Annotated in this window: 18 protein-coding genes and 2 pseudogenes; 6 read left to right on the top strand and 14 right to left on the bottom strand. The window is 68.3% G+C overall.

Going from position 1 to position 20,600, the window contains the following annotated elements:
• Positions 1-15 precede the first annotated feature (15 nt).
• The 11 genes from metH to AC3IX6_RS34005 form a co-directional block, all read right to left on the bottom strand.
• Positions 16-3,471 (bottom strand): methionine synthase, encoded by a 3,456-nt coding sequence (metH, locus tag AC3IX6_RS34055; RefSeq protein WP_489367122.1) that lies wholly within the window; start codon positions 3,469-3,471, stop codon positions 16-18.
• Positions 3,468-4,451 (bottom strand): carbohydrate kinase family protein, encoded by a 984-nt coding sequence (locus AC3IX6_RS34050; RefSeq protein ID WP_489371646.1) that lies wholly within the window; start codon positions 4,449-4,451, stop codon positions 3,468-3,470. Before AC3IX6_RS34050 ends, metH begins: the two co-directional genes overlap by 4 nt.
• Position 4,452: 1 nt before the next feature.
• Complete coding sequence (gene metK, locus AC3IX6_RS34045) at positions 4,453-5,667, bottom strand: methionine adenosyltransferase (RefSeq protein ID WP_489367121.1); 1,215 nt, start codon at positions 5,665-5,667, stop codon at positions 4,453-4,455.
• On the bottom strand, positions 5,664-6,386 hold the full coding sequence (gene acpS, locus AC3IX6_RS34040) for a holo-ACP synthase (RefSeq protein WP_489367120.1): 723 nt from the start codon (positions 6,384-6,386) through the stop codon (positions 5,664-5,666). Before acpS ends, metK begins: the two co-directional genes overlap by 4 nt.
• Before the next feature lie 58 nt (positions 6,387-6,444).
• Positions 6,445-7,308, bottom strand: coding sequence for a class-II aminoacyl-tRNA synthetase family protein (locus AC3IX6_RS34035; protein ID WP_489367119.1), 864 nt, complete (start codon positions 7,306-7,308; stop codon positions 6,445-6,447).
• Positions 7,309-7,342: 34 nt separating this feature from the next.
• Positions 7,343-8,236, bottom strand: coding sequence for a diiron oxygenase (locus AC3IX6_RS34030; protein WP_489367118.1), 894 nt, complete (start codon positions 8,234-8,236; stop codon positions 7,343-7,345).
• A gap of 42 nt (positions 8,237-8,278) precedes the next feature.
• Positions 8,279-9,325 carry a class I SAM-dependent methyltransferase gene (locus tag AC3IX6_RS34025; protein WP_489367117.1) on the bottom strand — a complete coding sequence of 349 codons (1,047 nt, stop codon included), beginning with the start codon at positions 9,323-9,325 and terminating at the stop codon, positions 8,279-8,281.
• Positions 9,322-10,158, bottom strand: coding sequence for a class I SAM-dependent methyltransferase (locus tag AC3IX6_RS34020; RefSeq protein ID WP_489367116.1), 837 nt, complete (start codon positions 10,156-10,158; stop codon positions 9,322-9,324). The genes AC3IX6_RS34025 and AC3IX6_RS34020 overlap by 4 nt, the downstream gene beginning before the upstream one ends.
• A gap of 76 nt (positions 10,159-10,234) precedes the next feature.
• Positions 10,235-10,750: a MaoC family dehydratase gene (locus AC3IX6_RS34015; RefSeq protein ID WP_266903822.1), complete on the bottom strand. Its 516-nt coding sequence runs from the start codon at positions 10,748-10,750 to the stop codon at positions 10,235-10,237.
• A gap of 71 nt (positions 10,751-10,821) precedes the next feature.
• Positions 10,822-12,012 (bottom strand): trans-sulfuration enzyme family protein, encoded by a 1,191-nt coding sequence (locus tag AC3IX6_RS34010; RefSeq protein WP_489367115.1) that lies wholly within the window; start codon positions 12,010-12,012, stop codon positions 10,822-10,824.
• A gap of 127 nt (positions 12,013-12,139) precedes the next feature.
• On the bottom strand, positions 12,140-13,573 hold the full coding sequence (locus tag AC3IX6_RS34005; protein WP_489367114.1) for an MFS transporter: 1,434 nt from the start codon (positions 13,571-13,573) through the stop codon (positions 12,140-12,142).
• Positions 13,574-14,168: 595 nt separating this feature from the next.
• Between AC3IX6_RS34005 and AC3IX6_RS34000 the strand changes: the two genes are divergently transcribed.
• From AC3IX6_RS34000 to AC3IX6_RS33985, 4 genes are all read left to right on the top strand, one after another.
• Positions 14,169-14,579 carry a DUF6153 family protein gene (locus AC3IX6_RS34000; protein WP_489367113.1) on the top strand — a complete coding sequence of 137 codons (411 nt, stop codon included), beginning with the start codon at positions 14,169-14,171 and terminating at the stop codon, positions 14,577-14,579.
• A gap of 124 nt (positions 14,580-14,703) precedes the next feature.
• Entirely contained in the window at positions 14,704-15,315 is a 612-nt protein-coding gene (locus AC3IX6_RS33995; RefSeq protein ID WP_489367112.1) for a DUF305 domain-containing protein, read from the top strand.
• 154 nt (positions 15,316-15,469) lie between these two features.
• Positions 15,470-15,991 carry a DUF4396 domain-containing protein gene (locus AC3IX6_RS33990; protein WP_407840312.1) on the top strand — a complete coding sequence of 174 codons (522 nt, stop codon included), beginning with the start codon at positions 15,470-15,472 and terminating at the stop codon, positions 15,989-15,991.
• A 142-nt stretch (positions 15,992-16,133) separates the two neighbouring features.
• Positions 16,134-16,304, top strand: coding sequence for a hypothetical protein (locus tag AC3IX6_RS33985; protein ID WP_407840311.1), 171 nt, complete (start codon positions 16,134-16,136; stop codon positions 16,302-16,304).
• A gap of 1,253 nt (positions 16,305-17,557) precedes the next feature.
• On the opposite strand, the gene AC3IX6_RS33980 is transcribed toward AC3IX6_RS33985, so the two are convergent.
• Positions 17,558-17,785, bottom strand: coding sequence for an ester cyclase (locus AC3IX6_RS33980; RefSeq protein WP_489367111.1), 228 nt, complete (start codon positions 17,783-17,785; stop codon positions 17,558-17,560).
• Between AC3IX6_RS33980 and AC3IX6_RS33975 the strand changes: the two genes are divergently transcribed.
• Together AC3IX6_RS33975 and AC3IX6_RS33970 are read left to right on the top strand one after the other, a co-directional pair.
• Entirely contained in the window at positions 17,714-18,304 is a 591-nt protein-coding gene (locus tag AC3IX6_RS33975; protein WP_489367110.1) for a PadR family transcriptional regulator, read from the top strand. The genes AC3IX6_RS33980 and AC3IX6_RS33975 overlap by 72 nt on opposite strands.
• A gap of 22 nt (positions 18,305-18,326) precedes the next feature.
• Entirely contained in the window at positions 18,327-19,307 is a 981-nt protein-coding gene (locus AC3IX6_RS33970; RefSeq protein ID WP_489367109.1) for an NADPH:quinone reductase, read from the top strand.
• A gap of 318 nt (positions 19,308-19,625) precedes the next feature.
• Here the strand turns inward: AC3IX6_RS33970 and AC3IX6_RS33965 are convergent.
• Together AC3IX6_RS33965 and AC3IX6_RS33960 are read right to left on the bottom strand one after the other, a co-directional pair.
• Positions 19,626-19,730: pseudogene (locus AC3IX6_RS33965) on the bottom strand (RICIN domain-containing protein); the annotation flags it as partial.
• A 16-nt stretch (positions 19,731-19,746) separates the two neighbouring features.
• Positions 19,747-20,574 (bottom strand): annotated as a pseudogene (locus AC3IX6_RS33960) (glycoside hydrolase family 27 protein); the annotation flags it as partial.
• Positions 20,575-20,600 lie beyond the last annotated feature (26 nt).

The raw sequence follows: 20,600 nt of genomic DNA, 5'->3' as shown, positions 1-20,600 counted from the left end.
GGGCCGGTACGTGGTTCACCGGCGGCCCCCGGCATTGAAGTAGCTGGCCTCGGGATGGTGGATGACGATGGCGTCGGTGGACTGCTCCGGGTGGAGCTGGAACTCCTCGGAGAGGTGGACGCCGATCCGCTCGGGCCGCAGCAGCTCGGCGATCTTCGCGCGGTCCTCCAGCTCGGGGCAGGCGGGATAGCCGAGTGAGTAGCGACACCCCTGGTACTCGGTGCGGAACATTCCCTCCATGGACAAGGGGTCGGACCCTTCGATACCGAGTTCGCCCCGCACCCGGGCGTGCCAGTACTCGGCGAGTGCCTCGGCCAGCTGCACTGAAAGCCCGTGCAGTTCCAGGTAGTCACGGTAGGCGTCCGCCTCGAAGAGGCGGGCGGTCTCCTCGCCGATCCGGCTGCCGACGGTGACGACCTGGAAACCGACGACGTCGATCTCCCGCGATTCCTCGGGGCGGACGAAGTCGGCCAGGCACAGGCGACGGCCGCGGCTCTGGCGGGGGAACGTGAACCGCGTCCGCTCGCCTCCGTCCTCGTCCAGGACGATCAAGTCATCGCCCTTGGACACGCAGGGGAAGTACCCGTAGACGACCGCCGCTTCAAGCAGCTGATCGGTGTGCAACCGGTCCAGCCAGCCACGCAGACGCGGTCGGCCCTCCGACTCGATCAAGTCGGCGTCCTTGAGGCCCCACTGCCCCTTGAAGAGGGCGCCCTCGTCCAGCCAGGAGGCGTAGTCCTTGAGCGGGATGCCCTTGACCACGCGGGAGCCGAGGAATGGCGGCTCGGGTACGGGGACATCGACTGCAACGTCGGAGCGGCCGGCGTCCTCGGGTTCACGTACACCGAGCAGGGGTTTCCGTTGTGGTACTCGGCGTTGCTTGAGCGGAGGCAGGCTCGCTCCGGGGACTGCGCGTTTGATTCCCATGAGGGCGTCCATGAGGCGCAGGCCTTCGAAGGCGTCGCGGGCGTAGCGGACTTCGCCCTCGTAGATTTCGTGGAGGTCCTGTTCGACGTAGGCGCGGGTGAGGGCGGCGCCGCCGAGGATGACCGGGTAGTCGGCTGCCAGCTTGCGCTGGTTGAGCTCCTCCAGGTTCTCCTTCATGATCACCGTGGACTTGACCAGCAGGCCGGACATGCCGATGACGTCGGCCTTGTGTTCCTGCGCGGCTTCGAGGATCGCGGAGACCGGCTGCTTGATGCCGATGTTGACCACGTTGTAGCCGTTGTTGGTCAGGATGATGTCGACGAGGTTCTTGCCGATGTCGTGGACGTCGCCGCGGACGGTGGCCAGAACGATGGTGCCCTTGCCCTCGTCGTCGCTCTTCTCCATGTGCGGTTCCAGGTGGGCCACCGCGGTCTTCATGACCTCGGCGGACTGGAGGACGAAGGGGAGCTGCATCTGGCCGGAGCCGAACAGCTCGCCGACGACCTTCATGCCCTCCAGGAGGGTGTCGTTGACGATGTCGAGGGCGGGGCGGGTCTGCAGGGCCTCGTCGAGGTCGGCGTCCAGGCCGTTCTTCTCGCCGTCGATGATGCGGCGCTGCAGGCGCTCGTCGAGCGGCAGGGCGAGGAGTTCCTCGGCGCGGCCGGCCTTCATCGACTTGGTGTTGACGCCTTCGAAGAGGGCCATCAGCTTCTGCAGGGGGTCGTAGCCCTCGGCGCGCCGGTCGTAGATCAGGTCGAGGGCGGTGGTGACCTGCTCGTCGTCGAACCGGGCGATCGGCAGGATCTTGGACGCGTGGACGATCGCGGAGTCCAGGCCGGCCTTGACGCACTCGTCGAGGAAGACCGAGTTCAGCAGGACGCGGGCGGCCGGGTTGAGGCCGAAGGAGATGTTCGAGAGGCCGAGCGTGGTCTGGACGTCGGGGTGGCGGCGCTTGAGCTCGCGGATCGACTCGATCGTGGCGATGCCGTCCTTGCGGGACTCTTCCTGGCCGGTGCAGATGGTGAAGGTCAGGGTGTCGATGAGGATGTCCGACTCGAGGATCCCCCAGTTCCCGGTGAGGTCCTCGATGAGGCGCTCGGCGATGGCGACCTTGTGCTCGACGGTGCGGGCCTGGCCCTCCTCGTCGATGGTCAGGGCGATCAGCGCGGCGCCGTGCTCCTGGGCCAGCTGGGTGACCTTGGCGAAGCGGGACTCGGGGCCGTCGCCGTCCTCGTAGTTCACGGAGTTGATGACGGCGCGGCCGCCGAGCTTCTCCAGGCCGGCCCGCAGAACGGGGACCTCGGTGGAGTCCAGGACGATGGGCAGGGTGGAGGCGGTCGCGAAGCGGCCGGCGAGCTCCTGCATGTCGGCGACGCCGTCGCGGCCGACGTAGTCCACGCACAGGTCGAGCATGTGCGCGCCTTCGCGGATCTGGTCGCGGACCATCTCCACGCAGTCGTCCCAGCGGGCTTCGAGCATGGCCTCGCGGAACTTCTTCGACCCGTTCGCGTTGGTGCGCTCGCCGATCGCCATGTACGAGATGTCCTGGCGGAACGGGACGGTCTGGTAGAGCGAGGAGGCACCGGGCTCGGGGCGCGGGTCGCGGACGGCCGGGTTCAGACCGCGGACGCGTTCGACGACCTGGCGCAGGTGCTCGGGGGTGGTGCCGCAGCAGCCGCCGACCAGGGAGAGTCCGTACTCGCGGACGAAGGTCTCCTGGGCATCGGCGAGCTCGCTCGCGGACAGCGGGTAATGCGCGCCGTTCTTGCCGAGGACCGGCAAGCCCGCGTTGGGCATACAGGACAGCGGGATACGGGAGTTCCGCGCGAGATAACGCAGGTGCTCACTCATCTCCGCCGGCCCGGTCGCGCAGTTCAGACCGATCATGTCGATGCCCAGGGGCTCCAGCGCGGTGAGCGCGGCACCGATCTCCGAACCCAGCAGCATCGTGCCGGTCGCTTCAACCGTCACCTGCACGATGAGAGGCAGGTCGCCCATTCCGCACCACTCCAGCGCCCGTCGCGCGCCGATGACGGCCGCCTTCGCCTGGAGGAGGTCCTGGGAGGTTTCGACCAACAGCGCGTCCGCGCCGCCTCGGATCAAACCCTCGGCATTCTCCTGGTACGCCTCACGCAAGGGCTCGTACGCCACATGCTTGAGCGTGGGCAGCTTGGTGCCGGGGCCCATGGAGCCCAGGACCCAGCGGGGCCTTCCATCCTTCGCCGTGAACGCATCCGCGGCTTCGCGGGCGATGCGCGCTCCGGCCTCGGACAGCTCATAGACCCGGCTCTCCACGCCGTACTCGGCGAGGGCGGTGAGATTGGCCCCGAAGGTATTGGTCTCGACGCAGTCCACACCCACGGCGTAGTACTCGTCATGGACCGACCGGACGATGTCGGGCCGGGTGACATTGAGGATCTCGTTGCAGCCTTCGAGACCCATGAAGTCGTCGAGCGTCGGATCGGCTGCCTGGAGCATCGTTCCCATCGCTCCGTCGGCCACCACGACCCGCTGCGCCAGCTCCTCCCTCAGAGACCGTCTCATGCCAACCCCCACAGGTGTGCGGTCAGCTCCGTCTCGTACCGGCAGCCGTACGCCATGCCGAGCAGCGAGATCAACGATTCGCCGGACAACCGGTACTCCTGCGTACCCACGGAATCGAGGACGGTCGCAGCGACCGCACAGCCCAGCTGAGCCGCGCTCCGCTCGGACACACCCCACGCCGTGGCGGCGAGGAACCCGGCCCGGAACGCGTCGCCGACACCGGTCGGGTCGACGACTTCCTCGACCTCGACCGCGTGCACGGTCAACGGCGTGCTGCCCGCAGTGTGGATTCGTACGCCACCCTCGCCATGGGTGGTCACCCAGGAGCCGACCCGCCCCAGGACCTGCTCCTCGGTGAGCCCGGACTTCTCGCACAGCAAGGCTGCTTCGTACTCGTTGGTGAACAGCCGGCTCGCGCCGTCCACCAGCTCCCGAACCTGCGGCCGCTCCAGTCGCGCCAGCTGCTGGGACGGATCCGCGGCAAAGGGGATGGCCAGCTCACGGCAGATCCGCGTATGGCGGAGCATGGCCTCTGGGTCGTCGGGCGAGATCAGCACCAAATCGGGGCGACCGGCCCGTGCGACGACGTCCCGCAGGTCGATCTCCCGGGCCTCGACCATGGCGCCCTCGTAGAACGTCGCGATCTGATTCTGGTCCCGGTCGGTGGTGCAGACGAAACGCGCGGTGTGGCACGTCTCGCTGACCCGAACGGAGTCGGTGTCGACGCCGTGCTCCTTGAGCCACACCCGGTACGGCTCGAAGTCTCGGCCCACAGAGCCCACCAGGACAGGCCTCAGTCCCAGCGTTCCCAGACCGAAGGCGATGTTGGCCGCTACTCCGCCGCGTCGGAATTCCAGTTTGTCGGCGAGGAACGACAGGGATACCCGGTCCAGCCGGTCCGCGAGCAGCTGCTCGGCGAACCGGCCGGGGAAGGTCATCAAATGGTCGGTCGCGATGGATCCCGTCACAACGATGCGCATGTCAGACCCCAACGGCCCGGTGCAGGGCGTCCACGCGGTCGGTGCGTTCCCAGGTGAAGTCCGGCAGCTCGCGGCCGAAGTGGCCGTACGCGGCGGTCTGGGCGTAGATCGGGCGGAGCAGGTCCAGATCGCGGATGATCGCGGCCGGCCGAAGGTCGAAGACGCTCGACACGGCTTCCTGGATGCGCTCGTCCGGCAGCGTCCCCGTACCGAAGGTCTCGACGAAGAGGCCGACGGGCTCGGCCTTGCCGATCGCGTACGCGACCTGGACCTCGCAGCGCGAGGCCAGGCCGGCGGCGACCACGTTCTTCGCCACCCAACGCATCGCGTACGCGGCGGAACGGTCGACCTTGGACGGGTCCTTGCCCGAGAAGGCGCCGCCACCGTGACGGGCCATCCCGCCGTACGTGTCGATGATGATCTTGCGACCGGTCAGACCGGCGTCGCCCATCGGGCCGCCGATCTCGAAGCGCCCGGTCGGGTTCACCAGCAGCCGGTACCCTTCGGTCTCCAGCTTGATGCCGTCCTCGACGAGCTGGTTCAGCACGTGCTCCACGACGAACTCGCGGATGTCGGGAGCCAGCAGTGCGTCGAGGTCCACGTCGGCGGCATGCTGCGAGGAGACCACCACCGTGTCCAGGCGCACCGCCTGATCACCGTCGTACTCGATGGTGACCTGCGTCTTGCCGTCGGGACGCAAGTACGGGATGACCCCGTCCTTGCGGACCTCGGACAGCCGGCGCGAGAGCCGGTGCGCGATGTGGATCGGCAGCGGCATCAGCTCGGGCGTCTCGTCACAGGCGTAGCCGAACATCAGGCCTTGGTCGCCCGCTCCCTGCTTGTCGAGCTCGTCACTCGGCCCCGCGCCGCCGACGCGCTTCTCGAATGCGGTGTCGACGCCCTGGGCGATGTCGGGCGACTGCGCCCCGATGGACACCGACACCCCGCAGGAGGCGCCGTCGAAGCCCTTCTTCGAGGAGTCGTAGCCGATGTCGAGAATGGCCTCACGAACGAGGGCGGCTATGGGCGCATAGGCCTTGGTCGTCACCTCGCCGGCTATGTGGACCTGGCCGGTGGTGATCAAGGTCTCCACAGCCACCCGCGAGGTGGGGTCCTCACGGAGCAGTGCGTCGAGGATCGTGTCACTGATCCGGTCGGCGATCTTGTCGGGATGCCCCTCGGTCACCGACTCTGAGGTGAACAGCCGCTTGCTCATGCCTGCCCCACCTCGACCGGGAAGAAGTGCGACTCGATGGCGGCGAGGGTGCGGATCTCGTCCACTTCCAGGGCCTCCATCTGGATGGACCGACCGCTCTGCTGCTCCAGCAGGAAGACGAACTCCACGAAGGACAGCGAGTCGATGAGCCGGTTCTCGATGAGGTCCAGGTCGGAGGCGATGTCGTCGCGCTCCGTGTGACGGGCGAGGAGCCAGTTCTTCACCTGCTGCAGACCGTCGGACATGGTTGTTCTCCTTGAAGTGCTCTTTATGGATGAGGTGTTGGTTGCGGGGGTCACGCCAAGGGCACCGGCTGGATCCGGAAGACCCGGCGTGAGGGGGTAGCCCGCCGAGCCGGCATGGAGCACCGGGGCGGCCACGGCTACCGCGTAGTCCACGTCATGGCTGATGGACACGGTGATCTCGGCGATGCCGGCCTCCGCGGCCATCTCGGCCGCGCCCCGGCGGAGCTCGACGAGGGGCCAGCCCCCTTCGGAACGCCGCACGACGATGTCGAGCCAGGGGAGGAATTTGCCCCGCACGCGGAGGGTCTTGAAGGCTGCTTCCTTGGCCGCTATCCGGCCGCACAGACTCAGTAGGTCGAGCCCGGAGGCAGTTCGGCAGTCGGCGAGTTCGCCTGGGGTGAGCATCCGATCGAAGAAGTCCTCGCCGTACTCGGCGAGCAGTCGGCGGACACGGGTGACGGACACGATGTCCATGCCTAGATTCGCCCAGCCCAGGCCGCCCGCCGGCGGGGCGACGGGTCGGGTCCGCACGTCAGATCGCCGGCCCGGCCGCGTTCGCGCGCAGGACGGCCTCGGTCGCCGCCTCCCAGCTGCCGTGGCGCCTGGTCAGCGCGGACAGCCAGCGCTCGAGGCCGAACGCGGCGCAGCTGGTGAAGGCCGGGCTGCCGCTCGACGCCAGCGTGATCTCACAGCGGTCACCGAAGAAGTTGCGGTGGGTGTTGACCGAGGCGATCGCCAGATCCTCGTACAGGAACTCGTGCTTGACCGGGGTGAGTCGCTGAAGCACCGCCTTCGAGCTGCCCTTGTCGAAGAACGGGTCGCAGGCGGCCTCCTTGCGCAGCGGCAGGTCCAGTGCCTCGGCGAAGGCCTGGATGCGCGCGGTGAACGAAGCGAGGTGGGACTCGGCGTGCTCGCGGGTCCCGATGGCCACCACCTCCCGCATGCGGAAGCCGAGCTGCCGGCGGAGGCCCTCGTAGTACTCCTCCTGACGGAAGCACCAGCCGACGACGGTGACCAGCGTGTCGTCCGCGACCTGACGGCCCTGGTGGTCGATGTACACGGCGTAGCAGGACGCCGAGGGGAGTCCGAGCGCTGCGGGCTGGAGCGCCGTGCACGGGAAACAGCCGCTGTCCGTACAGAACTCGCTGGATTCCCTTGCCGCCAGGTTGAGCGGGGCAGCGACGACAGCCTGGTGCGGGAAGTTGTCGTAGTAGTCGAGGCGTGCCAGGTCGGCGGCCGGCAGCAGTGGGGGCATGGTCATCGGGCGGGCGCCTGCGTTCACGCCCCAGCTCTCGAAGGTGTCGTCGAGGAGCCGCAGCAGGGCGGTTCCCTCGGGACCGAGGGACGGCAGGCCCCTCGATTCCCCGACGCTCGCAGGGGTTGTTGTCACGGTCATGGTGGAGTCACCTCTCGGACGACGGACGGCTCGTTCAGACGACGGGCAGTACGTCGTCGGTGAAGATCCCGGTCTTCAGGAAGAAGCCGAGCGGCTTGCGGATGGCCTTGCGCTCGTACGGACGGCGGCCCTCGTCGGCGACCAGCGCATTGCGCAGGGCCAGTGGGTCGGCGATGCCGGCGTCGCGGTAGACATGCGGGTTGTAGAGGGAGTTGACGCTGTAGACGACGTACCGCTTGAGGTACGCCTCCACCTCGGCGAGCCGCTGGGCGGAGACGGTGTCCTTCATCCGCTTGAACAGCAGGGAGACCAGCTCGCGCCCGAAGGCGATGTGCCGGGACTCGTCCTGGTGGTGGATGCGGTTGACCTCGCGGATGGTGTGACACAGGGCCTCGTCCTGCGCCATCCGCATGTTGTAGTGGTCGACGAGCTCCTCGAAGAACAGGATCCGGGCGAAGACCAGGAAGTTCTCCACCTCCGGCTCCCACGCGGAGTCGGCGCGCATGGCGGTCGAGCCGTAGATCTTGTCGCCGTACCGGCGGCAGAACTCGGCGAAGAACCACATGTGTTCGTTCTCTTCGCCGATGAAGTGGTGGAAGAAGTCGGAGGGGACTTCGAAGCCGGGCATGTGGATCCGGCCGACCACCTCGATGAGCAGCTCACGGATGCCGTGCACGTTGAGGCTGTAGAAGTTGATGCTCTCCCACTTGGAAAGGCGGTGAATGGTCTCCTCGCCGAGCTCCTCGTAGAAGGGCGTGCCGTAGACGGTGAGCAGCTCGGGGGTCATCCACAGCTGGCCCTCTTCGAGCTTCTCGGGCCAGTCGAACTGCTGGTAGGGGTTGTAGTACTCCTCGATGGAGCGCGAGCTCAGTCGTTCCAGGACTTCCAGGAACCGGTCACTGACGGGCAGGGGGGCGGCGACGCCCATGGAGACTCCCTCGGTGTGTGGTGGGGTGCGGCGAGCGAAGACTCAGGGCCGGACTTCGTACACGGCGTTGACCGGGGTCTCGGTCGCGCGCCGCCAGCGGGTGAAGCCGGCCTCCTCCGCGATGGCACGGAACGCCTTCTCGCCGGAGTGGTTGCCGAGCGCGTGTGGGCCGCGCTGGGCGACGGCCACGGGCAGGCACATCACGGCCGACAGCGCCATGAACATGCGGGCGGCGGGCGTCTGCGTGTCGATGTCCGCGGGCGAGACGTTCGACTCGACGAGCATCCATGTCCCGTCACCGTCCAGGGACTTGTGTACGTGCTGCGCGGCGGCGACCGGGTCTCCCATGTCGTGCAGGGCGTTGAAGAAGGTGACCAGGTCGTAGCCGGAGCCGGGGTAGTCGTCGGCCGAGGCGACGTCGAAGACGACACGGTCCGAGAGTCCGGCCTCCTCGGCTAGCTGCCGGGCGATGGAGATGGCTTCCTCGGAGTAGTCGAAACCGTGCACGGTCGCCTGGGGGAACGCCTTCGCGATGAGCAGCGTGGTGTGCCCGACGCCGCACCCGACGTCGGCGACGGTGCCGCCGGCTGCCAACTTGCTGGTGACCCCGTGCAGGGCGGGCAGCCAGTCGGGAACGAGCCGGTGCTCATAGGTGGGCTGGAAGAAGCTGCCCATCCCGGTGTCCAGTGCCGGGTCGTGTTCCGCCCAGCCGACGCCGTCACCGGAACGGTACGCGTCGACGAGCAGGTCCTCGGTGGCGTACAGCGCCTTGAGGGCGGTGAAGAAGCCTGCGGCGAACGTGACGGCTTTCGGGTCGGCGAGTACCGCCACATGGTCGGCGGGGAGCGTGTACGTATCGGCGCTCGGGTGGCGCTCGACGTACCCGGCGCTCAACTGTGCGTGCAGCCACTCCTCCGCGTACCGCTTGGCGATCCCGGTGTGCTCGGCGAGCCCTGCCGCGGTGAGGGGGCCGGCCTCGGCCAGGGCGCGGTACAGGCCGAGCCGTTCGCCGAGGGCGACGGTGAGCCCGCGTACGGCGGCTCCGGCATCGCTGATGACCCGTTGGTGGAACTCGTGCGTGCCGCTCATGCCGCCGCCTCGGAGGTCGGAAGGTCACACGTGAACAGGAAGGAACGGGGGACGCCCGGAACGCTGCGAGCCGGAACCGGGTACGGCCAGCGGTCGAAGTCGGCGCCCGGTTCTCCCGGCTGCCGCACCTCGCGCACGTCCCAGCCGCAGTCGGCGAGGAGTTGCTCGGGGGTCTCCGTGCCGAACAGCCACGGGTTGCCGTCTTCCTTCAGACACTTGAGGAAGGGGCGGGAGAGCGGGTTGTCCAGCGCGGCGCGGCTGATGACGTCTCCGAGCAGCACCGAGCCGGGCGCGGAGTGGGCGGCCAGCGTCGAGATCAGGTTGCGCACGGCGCCTTCCGGGAGAAAGAAGAGGAGCCCTTCGACCACCCACAACACCGGCTCGTCACTGCGCCACCCGGCCTCCTTGAGCGGACCGGTCCAGTCCTGCGTGAGGTCCACCGGCACAATGACGCGGGTACGTCCGGCGGGGGCGGGCTCATCGGCGAGCATCTGCGCCTTCGCCTCCAGGAGCGCGGGGCGATCCAGCTCGTAGACGGTCACGCCGTCGGGCCACGGGAGCCGGAAGAAGCGGGTGTCCATGCCCGCGGCGAGGAACACGACCTGGCGGATGCCGTGTTCCTCGACGGCCCGGACGATCGCCCGGTCCAGGTAGGTGGTGCGGATGGCGAGGAACGGCACGGTGCCCGCCCCGGCGTAGCGCTCCAGAAGTTCGAAGCCGATCGTGTCGGCGACGGTGCGCGCGTAGGGATCGGCGAACAGCCGGTCCTCGCGGTCGGTCTCCAGGGCTCGCGCTGCGGCGGTCCACTGGGCGGTGCGGGATACGGCCTCCACAGGAGGTCTCCCTTCACATCGGGTGAGATGGGTACAAGCAGTTATGGAATCCGCAAGGGGCCCCGGTCCGGCGCGGTCAAGCCACGGATCGCACGCAGGCGACCGGGTCGTCTGCCGCGGACTTCGTCCCGGAGCGCGAGGCGTCGGGACCGGCGGGCCGGCGCTGGAAGATGCTGTGCAGGATCATGCTGAAGACGACCGCCCCGTCCCCGTCGACCAGCAGGCACTTGGGCTGCACGATGCCGGTGGTCGGGTTGAACGGTGACGGGCGGGACCCGAGGATCTCCACTCGGGCGGCGAGGACGTCTCCCGGGCGGACGGGGCGCACGTAGCGGATCTCGTCGACCCCCGGCGACCCGGTGCACGCACTGTGGACCAGCAACCCGTCCACGTAGCGCCGCATGAACATCGAGGCGGTGTGCCAGCCGCTGGCGATCAGACCGCCGAACGGCGACCGGGCGGCGAGCTCCGGGTCCGTGTGGAAGGGCTGCGGATCGAAGCGCTTTCCGAACTCCAGCACCTCCTCGGCGGTGACGGTGATCGTGCCCAGCTCGTGGACATCACCGGTCCGGAAGTCCTCGAAGTAGCGCATCACGCGCCCCCCTTGACGTAGAGCAGTGTTTCCTTGGCATGAACCAATCTACGAATCGTTCATTTATTTTGTCAAGCCAAAACAAGCTTGGATAGAGCCTGTTCGATGTCCCTCCACAGGTCGTCGGGGTCCTCGATACCGACCGACATCCGCACCAGACCCGCTCCGATACCGGCAGCCGCCAACGCCTCCTCCCCCAGCTCTCGATGGGAGGTGCTGGCCGGATGCGTCACCAGCGTCTCCACGCCGCCCAGGGACAGCGCGAGCCGCGCGACCCGCACTCCCTCCACGAACACCCGACCCGCCTCCCGCCCGCCGGCCAGGTCGAAGGAGAGCAGCCCTCCCCCGCCGGAAAGCGCCTTACGGGCGGTGGCGTACGAGGGGTGGGCGGGGAGCCAGGGCCAGTGGACGGCCGTGACTGTGGGATGAGCAGCCAGCCGCGCAGACAGGACTTCGGCATTGGCGCAGTGCTCCCGCATCCGCAGGGGCAGCGTCGGGATCCCGCGCAGGGTCAGCCAGGCGGCGAACGGGTCGGCGCTAGCCCCGAGTTCGACTGTCCGCGGCCATACCTCCTGCCGCAGTCCGTCATCCGCGAAGATGGCCGCGCCCCCGAGGACGTCGGAGTGTCCGGCCAGATACTTGGTCGTGGAGTGGAGCACGATGTCGGAGCCGAGTTCGATGGGCCGGCACAGGACGGGCGACGCGAGGGAGTTGTCCACGGCGCTGATGACTCCCCGGCTTCGGGCGGCAGCCAGCAGCCCTGGCAGGTCAGGGACTTGGCCCGTTGGGTTCGCGATGGTCTCCAGTAGGAGCAGCCGGGTCCGGGGTCCTGCGACCGCCTCGAACTCGGCCACCTCGTCACCACTGATATACGTGACGTCCACGCCGTAGCGGTCCGCCAGGTCGGTCAGGGCGGCGTATGTCCCTCCGTATAGACACCGCTGCGCGATCACGTGATCGCCGGGGCGTAGCAGCGCCAGCAGGACGCCGCTGATGGCTCCCATGCCCGAGGCGAAGGCTATGGCCGAAGCCCCGCCCTCCAAGTCCGCGAGGGTGTGCTCCAGGGCGCGGACGGTGGGATTGCCGCGGCGACTGTAGACGTACTGGCCGTCGGGGCTGGCCATGGCTTCGGCCAGCTCGCTCGCGGAGTCGAAGGCGAAGGCGGACGATTGCACCAGGGGTACGGAGAGCGGCCAACTGCCGTGCGGCAAAGGCCGATTCACCACATGCACTGCACGGGTTCGGATGTCTTTGTCTTCCATGGGGTCTCCTGTCTGATGGGCCGGTCCGTCCGGCCGTCTGCGTCAGGTACGGGGAGCAGAAAGGGGTCGCCCGATGTCCTGGGAGGACATCGGGCGACCCCTTGCCGAGTACGGACGAGCCCGTACGTCACACCCCGGCGGTCTCGCTTTGCGGCGCGGGGGCGGCTGCGGTCGCCGCAGCCTTGTCTCCCTTCATGACGAGAAGAGTGATCACGCCGCCGGCGGCCGCGATGGCGGCGGCACCGAGGAACGCGGCACTGAAGCCGTCGGTGAGGGCGGGCAGGTTGCCGAGCTCACCGGCCCCCTGCGTGGTGGCAAGAGCGGTCAGAGCGGCTAGGCCGAGGGCCGAGCCCACGTTGTACGTGGTGTTGACGATGCCCGAGGCCAGACCTGCCTGCTCCTGGGGAGCTCCGGACATGGCGGCGATCATCGCAGGGATGTAGGCGAGCGCCATGCCGAGCGCGGCGACGAGCGAGGCCGGGAGGACGTCGACCAGGAAGGTGCCAGTCGGCTCCACCGCCGACAGCCAGACCAGCCCGACGGCGAGGGCCAACAGGCCGGCGACGATCAGCGGCTTCGCACCGAACTTGCCCATGAGGCGTGCGGTAATCGCCGTCATGAAGATCATCAACAGGACGGTCATGGGGAGCAGGGCGGCGCCGGACGCGAATGCGCCGTAGTTGAGGACCTGCTGCAGATACAGGTTGAGGAAGTACCACATCGGGATCCACGCCGCACCGAGCAGCGTCATCGCGAGGTTGGCCGAGCCGAGACGCGGGACCCGCCAGACGCTGAGCGGCATGAGCGGCTCACGGATGGACTTCTGAATCACGAAGAAGGCGGCGAGCAGAACGGCCGCGCCGATCAGCTCCAGGACGGTGGCGGTGGAGCCCCAGCCCACCTCGGGCGCCCGGACGACAGCGAACACGGCGAGCGCGAGACCCGCAGTGACGGCGACCGCACCCAGGACATCCACAGAACCGCGTCGGGACGCAACGTCCGGCAGCAGCTTGGTGGCGGCGAGGGTCGCGAGACCGATCGGGATGTAGATGATGAAAACCCATTGCCAGCTCATCCACTCGGTGAAGACACCACCGAGGAATACACCCGCAGTACCGCCGGCGGGAGCAGCGGCGCCGTACAGCGCCATCGCCTTGCCGAGCTCCTTGGGGTCGTGCATGAAGAGCATCATCAGCAGGGTCATGGCGGCGGGTGCGATCAGCGCGCCGCCAATGCCCTGGACGGCACGGCCGACGATCTCGACCGTAGCCGTCTGTGCGGCGGCCGCGACGATCGAACCGACGATCATGGTCGCCCATCCGGCGGCGAAGATCTTGCGAGCTCCGACGAGGTCGGAGAGACGACCGCCGAGCAGGAGTAATCCGCCGAACACGATGACGTAGGCGTTGAAGACCCACTGCAGCTCACCCTGCGAGAAGCCGAGGTCCTTCTGCATCTCGGGGAGTGCGACTCCGATGATGGAGGTGTCCATGATGACCATGAACTGCGCGGCGGCAAGCACGGCAAGTGCCCACCAGCGCCGGGGATTGACGGTTGACATTGCCCTGACCCTTCTCTGCATCATACCCCTAGGGGGTACCTTCGCGGAGCAAGGTAACATACCCTTGGGGGGTATGTAAGAGCGAGGGGAGGGCGATCGACAAATGAGGGGACAGTGCGATCCGAGCACTGACGCGCCCCTGGCAAGCGGTACAGCCATAGCTGTCAGGTAGACCCGTAGCCGGCCAGCCGAGGGCGACAGAGTCGGCTCCGAAGAAGATCGCGCGACGTCGGCGGCGACGAAGGGTGAGCCTGGTGGCCGGGTGCGTGCCCGCGTGACGACGGCCACCGCCCCTGCACAGTGCCGCGCGCCCGCCCATCACCGCGACGGGCTGTCGACCGTGCTGAGCCGCAGCGCCCCTCGATCAATGCCGCCAGGAGTACCCGTGCCGTTCCTGGCCGCGAGTTCCAACCGCTCAGGTACGGCCCGCCTCAGCCGCGGTTTGGTTCCACTATTGAGGGAGAACGAGCTGTGGCCGCGAATCGGCGACCCGAGCCTCTTCCGACCCTCTCTTGGTCTTGCTCCGCGCCGCCCGGTTGACGGACACCCGACGGCTGGGCGGGCCGCACCAGGGGCCTGCTCGTAGGATGAGCGCATGACCTCCGCCGTCCAGTCGCCGAGCCGCCGCCCTGTCGGGCGCGGCTTTGTGCTGCTGGTTCTGGCGGTGCTGACCGGTGTGCTTGCGATGCACGGGCTGAGCCCGGGACCAGCGCCCATAGAGACGCCGACGGCAGTCGGCGGTCACGGCGTGGCGATGGCCCATGAGAACACCAGCCATCAGGTGGTCGGGGACTGCTCGCACACCGATGGTGGATCGGGCCATGCGGATCATGCTGATGCGATGTGCGCGGCGGCCGGCGTCGGCGCCCCTTACGTACCGCCCGCGCTGGCTTCCGCCCTCGGCGTCACTCCTGCGGTTGTGACGCCGCTCGGCAGCAATGCCGGGACTCCTGAGATCGGGCGCGCGCCGCCCGACCTGGCCGATCTGCAACTCCTGCGGATATAGAGCGGCCCGCACGGCACCCCGTCTCCCGGCTCTGCCGGGTGAAGTGTGCCGCGCTCCGGCCATGCCCTCACTTCCGCATCGGCGCATGCCCGCCCAAGGCTGCGCATCAAGGAGTCGCATCACCATGAACAAGAACCTCATCCGCCGCACCGCCATCGTCGCCGTCGCGGGCGCCGCCTCGCTCGTCCTCGCCGCCTGCGGGTCGAGTGACGACACCTCTGCCGGGCAGTCGACGCCGTCGGCCGTCTCGTCCGCTCCGGCCGCGCAGGGGCAGCACAATGCCGCCGACGTCGCCTTCGCGAAGGGGATGATCCCCCACCACCGTCAGGCCGTGGAGATGGCCGACCTGGCCCCCACGCGCGCGGAGTCCGCCGAGGCCAAGAAGCTCGCCGACGAGATCAAGAAGGCCCAGGACCCGGAGATCCAGACGCTCTCCGGATGGCTGACCTCCTGGGGCGAGCAGGTTCCCGCCGAGGGAGCCATGGACCACTCCCCGCACGGCATGGCCGGGATGATGACGGCCGAGGAGATGGACAAGCTGAAGGAATCGTCGGGCAAGGCGTTCGACACCGCCTTCATGGAAATGATGATCAAGCACCACGAAGGTGCTGTGGCGATGGCGAAGACGGAGAAGACCGACGGCGCCTTCCCCGACGCCAAGACGATGGCGGATGCCATCATCACCTCCCAGACCGCCGAGATCACCAGGATGAACAGCCTTCTCGGCAAGAACTGACCCACCGGCGGAGGGGTGTGCGGCCGCAAGGCCTGCCACACCCCTCCGCCTTTGCTGCCCTCAACCCCTCGCGGAATACCCCTGGGGGGTATACGGTTTGTGATGTGGGGCCGCGGGAGCGGGGTCACACTGGACGGGAATGGGGATGACTGTCATGGACCACAGCGCACACCACACCAACACCGCGCACGACCACACCGCGCACCAGGCGCACGAGGGTCACGCCGGGCACCAGATGGGCGGAGTGACCTGGGGGGCAGCCGCGAAGGCGACGCTGCACTGCCTCACCGGGTGCGCCATCGGCGAGATCCTCGGCATGGTCATCGGCACCGCCCTGATGTGGGGCAACGTGCCCACCATGGTCCTTGCGATCGCCCTGGCGTTCGTCTTCGGCTACTCCTTCACCCTGTTCGCGGTCCGCAAGGCCGGCCTGGACTTCAAGACCGCCGTCAAGGTGGCGCTGGCCGCCGACACCGTCTCGATCGCGGTGATGGAGCTCGTGGACAACGGCATCATCGCGCTGGTCCCCGGTGCGATGGACGCCCATCTGTCGGACGCGCTGTTCTGGACCGCGCTGCTGGGCGGCTTCGCCGTCGCCTTCCTGATCACCACGCCGGTCAACAAGTGGATGATCGGCCGCGGCAAGGGCCACGCCGTCGTCCACGCCTACCACTGACCTTTCACACCGAACGCGCCCGGCCGCACCCCGAGGGTGCGGCCGGGCGCGTTCGCGCGGGCGGGGGTTAGCTGGAGGTGCCGAGGGCTCGAACGGCGCCCGCCCCGGATCCGCCGGCCCCGCGGGGAACGGAGGCATCCTGATGTCCAGCACCGTCAAGGACATGCTCGCCACCTACCCGGCCGACCTCGGCAACATCGACCAGGCCAAGCTCACCGGTTGCATCGAGGCAGTGGCAACCCTCGCCTTCTTCGGCCTGCGCGAGGTCGCGGCGTCCATGGAGACCGCGCCCGGCGGCGGCCACAGCCACTGACGCCCCGGACCGGCGCGGCCCGCAGAACTGGGCCGTGCCGCCCGGCGACAACATCGCAGCCACCAGAGCAGTCCTGCCCCACGTCCACTTCCAAGGCGTCGACTGGCCGGCCGTGCACCTCACTCTGCTGCGTGGCCCGCATCCGGGCGCCCCGCCCACCTGGCTCGTCTGGTCCCGATCGCCCCCAATCGCTGCCACTGCAACCGAGACATGGCCTGGGTGTGCGCAGCCACACCAAGATCCGGACCATTTCCGGACCAGGCGCCGCCAGAATGCAGCGCCAACTGTCGTTTTTCCTGGTCAGCACGGGTGCAGGTGCTGTACCAGCAGGAGACGAAGAACCTTCTGGTGAGTTACTCCCGCAAGAAGCTCGGCTTCTTCTAAAAGTTGACCACAGTGCCTGACCTGCACAAACGACCGGTCAGGCACTGTGCCCACGCCTCGGAATAGCGACCGAAGCCGCGTGATTCCATGGTTCATTCGACTCCGAGATCCCACTTCACGAACAAGATCCGGGCCATTCACGGACCTTCGTGACCACCGGCCCACCACGCATACCAGCAGACGCCGGCCGTCTTCGGAGCCCGTAGCCGCGTCCACGCCGCCTACGCAGCGAACGACGCGGCACCGCTTCAAGGCCCCACGAGGAGAGACCCGCGCTCAGGCAAGATGTGATCGTCCACGCGTGGTGACGGCCGGCAGTAGATCCTCCAGCGTCAGCAATAGGTCAACATCGGCGTCGGAGGGGTCCGCGGAGCACGGCAACAAAGTCCCTAGCTCATGGAATGGGCACGTCCAGCGGATGGCAGGGGAGGCGCAGTTGTCGCCGATCACCGTTCCCGACATCCAAGCGCGCACAGACCGGTATGCGGAGGCGGGGATCCGAGCGGACTGGGCGTCGCCGCAGGAGAAGTCCCCGAAGTGGATCGACGAAGTGCCCGCAGTACGGGCCCAGCCTCTGGAGGCCGGCGGGGCGTGGGCCACACCCCACGCGCCGAAACTCCAGCCGAACGCGGCGACACCGTCCTCCACGGGCCACGGTCATCGGCACGGTGCTGATGCTCGTGGCCATCGCCGGCCTCGTGGCCATCGCCGGCCTCCCGGCCGCCGAGTCGAGACCGGACACGAAGAGCTGACCGGTCACGCGGAGACATGGAAGTGAGTGTGGTGCGCCAGGGCATGGTCCTGGCGCACCACACTCGCACCGCCGGAACCCGTAGACGTCCGGCAGGGTCACCGACGAACCCGCGCTCTCAAGGCGCAGGCACGGCGCCGATCTGCTGCATCACCCCGAGGAGGTCGGGCTGACCCCGCTCCTTGATGATCTTTCCGTCGGCCAGGTAGTAGAAGTTCACAGCCTGGACCGAGATCGTCTTTCCACTGGCCGGGATTCCGAAGAACTCGCCCCGATGCGTGCCGCGCATGGTGAACCGGGCGGCCACCGTGTCGCCCTCGGTGACGGTCTCTTCCAGAGTCCACATGAACTGCGCCGCCGACTCTCGGAGCTGACGGGCTACACCCGGCCGGTGAGCGACGGCAGTCTCTACCCGGCGATCAAGCGTCTCGCCGCGGCGGGCCTGCTGGAACGCCGCACGGACCCGGCTGGGGGTACGGCCCGCTACATACTGAGCGTGACCGACACCGGGCGCACCGACTTGCTGAAGCGGTTGCGCAGGCCCGCCGACCACGAGATCAGCGACTTCACGCGGTTCTTCACCGTGCTGGCGTTCCTGTCCCTCCTGCCGGACGTCGCCGAACAGCACGCGGTGCTGCGGCGGCGACTGGAGTTTCTGGAGGAGCCGGCGAGCTTCTTCTACGACGGCGACCAGCCGCTGCGTGCCGAGGACATGGCCGACCCCTACCGGCGCGGCATGCTGCTGACCGCCCGCGCCATCAACAGCGCCGAACGCGCCTGGCTACACGAGGTTCTGGACGGTGACGAGCCGGTCACCGCGCGCGCCGGGACGGACCCCTCTACGCTCGGACAACCTGTGAGCTGACCAGCCCCGGAGGTAGCCGCCCATGATTGCGTCCTGGTACGACCGACAGGGCCCCGCCGCCGACGTGCTGCGCGTCGGCGAGCTGCCCGACCCCACCCCCGGCCCGGGCGAGGTCCGCGTTCGCGTCACCGTCTCCGGTGTCAATCCCGGCGACACCAAGAAGCGGCGCGGCTGGCTCGGCTCGTCGATGCCCTACCCACGGGTGATCCCGCACAGCGACGCCGCCGGCGTCGTCGATGCCGTGGGCGAGGGGGTCGACGCGCGCCGGGTCGGACAGCGGGTGTGGACGTACGGTGCCCAGTCCTACCGGCCCTTCGGCACGGCCGCCCAGTACACCGTCGTACCCGCCGGTCTGGCCGTCCCGCTGCCCGACCACCTCGGCGACGAACTCGGCGCAACCCTGGGCATCCCCGGCATCACCGCCCACCGCGCCGTGTTCGCCGACGGCCCGGTCGACGGCAAGCTCGTGCTGGTGCACGGCGTCCTGGGCGGGGTCGGCTCCCTGGCCGCGCAGCTCGCTCGCTGGGGCGGGGCCAGAGTGCTCGCCACCGTCCGGCGCGGCGCGGATCTCGCACAGGTCGACCCGGCTGTCGTGTCCCACGCCGTGGCCCTGGACCAGGAGGACCCCGCGGCGGCGATCCGCGCGTACGCGCCCGGGGGCGTGCACCGGATCGTCGAGGTGTCCCTGTCCGCCAACGCCGACCTCGACAACGCCGTCGTCGCGAACGGCGCGGTCATCGCCGCCTACGCGACGAGCACGGACCGGACCGAGATCCCCTTCTGGCCCCTGCTGTTCAACAACGTCATCCTGCGTCTGATCGGCAGCGACGACTTCCCCGAAGAGGCGAAACACCAGGCAGCACGCGATCTCACCGCTGCGGCCTCCGCGGGCGCCCTGACCGTCGAGGTCGGCGACCGCTACGAGCTGGCAGACATCGCCAAGGCTCACGACCGCGTCGACGCCGGCAGCCGCGGCCGCATCCTGGTCGTCCTCCCGCAGTGACCCCACCCCGCACCACGGCCTGCGGCTGGCTGGTCCTCTCCGGTCCCGAACCCGACAGGGACGTCCTGGTTCACTGAACCAGACCCTCCGACGGCCCTGGCGGTCACAGGTTCACTCACTTGTTTTCGCAGATCGGACGCTCACCGTGGATCTTCCACAGCCACAGTGACGAATATGAAGGGGGACGTGCGGGCCGTGGAGGAACCTGGGGTCCGGCGAGTTGGCAGGCAAGTCGGCAAGAACCCACCGCCGGCCGGTCGCGTAGACGTTCCTACTCGAGACCATGCCGCTCGGGTGTCATGAGGAGATCGCCACGGTCGGACGCGTCCACCGTTGGTTGGCGGCATTGTTGCATGTCCAGATCTGGACGTAGGCGCCGTTGGCCGTGGAGTTGCCGGGTACGTCCAGGCACTTGGAGGCCGAGCGGGTCCTGGTTGAGGGCGATCAGGTTCTGGCTCTTCATGATCGTGGCGGTCGCAGCGTCCATGTTCCGCATGTCGTTGCCCGCGATCAGTGGAGCGGCCATCATCGCCCAGAGGGCGAAGTGGCTGCGCATCTCGGTGTCGGTCATGCCGCCCCGGCCGACCACCATCATGTCGGGGTCGTTGAACTGCCCCGGCTTGGCGTAGCCCGACGGCGCGTTGACGTTGACGATATTCTGGACGCCCATCGGATAGCCGTTGGTCTGACCTGAGTTCCGGACGTTGGTGATGTCCTCGGTGGTGCGCCAGATGTCGGCGACGTCGCCCCAGTTGGGCTGCGGGCCGGTCTTCTCGTGGATGCTGTTGGAGTTGATGCTGTAGAGGATCGGCCGGCCGGCGGCCGCCAGGGCGTCGCGCATCTTCGCGAAGGTGCGGACCTGGTCGTCGATGGTGCCGGTGGGGGAACACCAGTCGTACTTGAGATAGTCGACACCCCAGGCGGCGAACTGCCGGGCGTCCTGGACCTCGTGGTTGAGACTGCCGGTGGCGCCCGGATAGGACCCGAAGTACTGGGCGCAGGTCCGGTCCAGGGGTGCTTGGTAGAGGCCGAACTTCAGGCCCCGGGTGTGCAGGTAGTCGCCGAGCGCCTTCATGCCGCTGGGGAATCTCGACGGATTGGCCTGCAAGTTGCCGGCGGAGTCGCGAGTGGGGTCGAACCAGCAGTCGTCAACGACGACGTACTGATATCCGAGGTCACGCATGCCTGAGCTGACCATCGAGTCGGCAGTCTGGCGGATGAGCGTCTCGTTGATGTCGCAGCCGGGTTCACGGGGTGGGCCGGCCACCCCGTGAACCCGGTGCTCAGGGTCGG

Source organism: Streptomyces sp. GL_141 (assembly GCF_057834385.1).
Note: the sequence above shows the minus strand (reverse complement) of the source record. Positions and strands in the feature narration are given on the sequence as shown.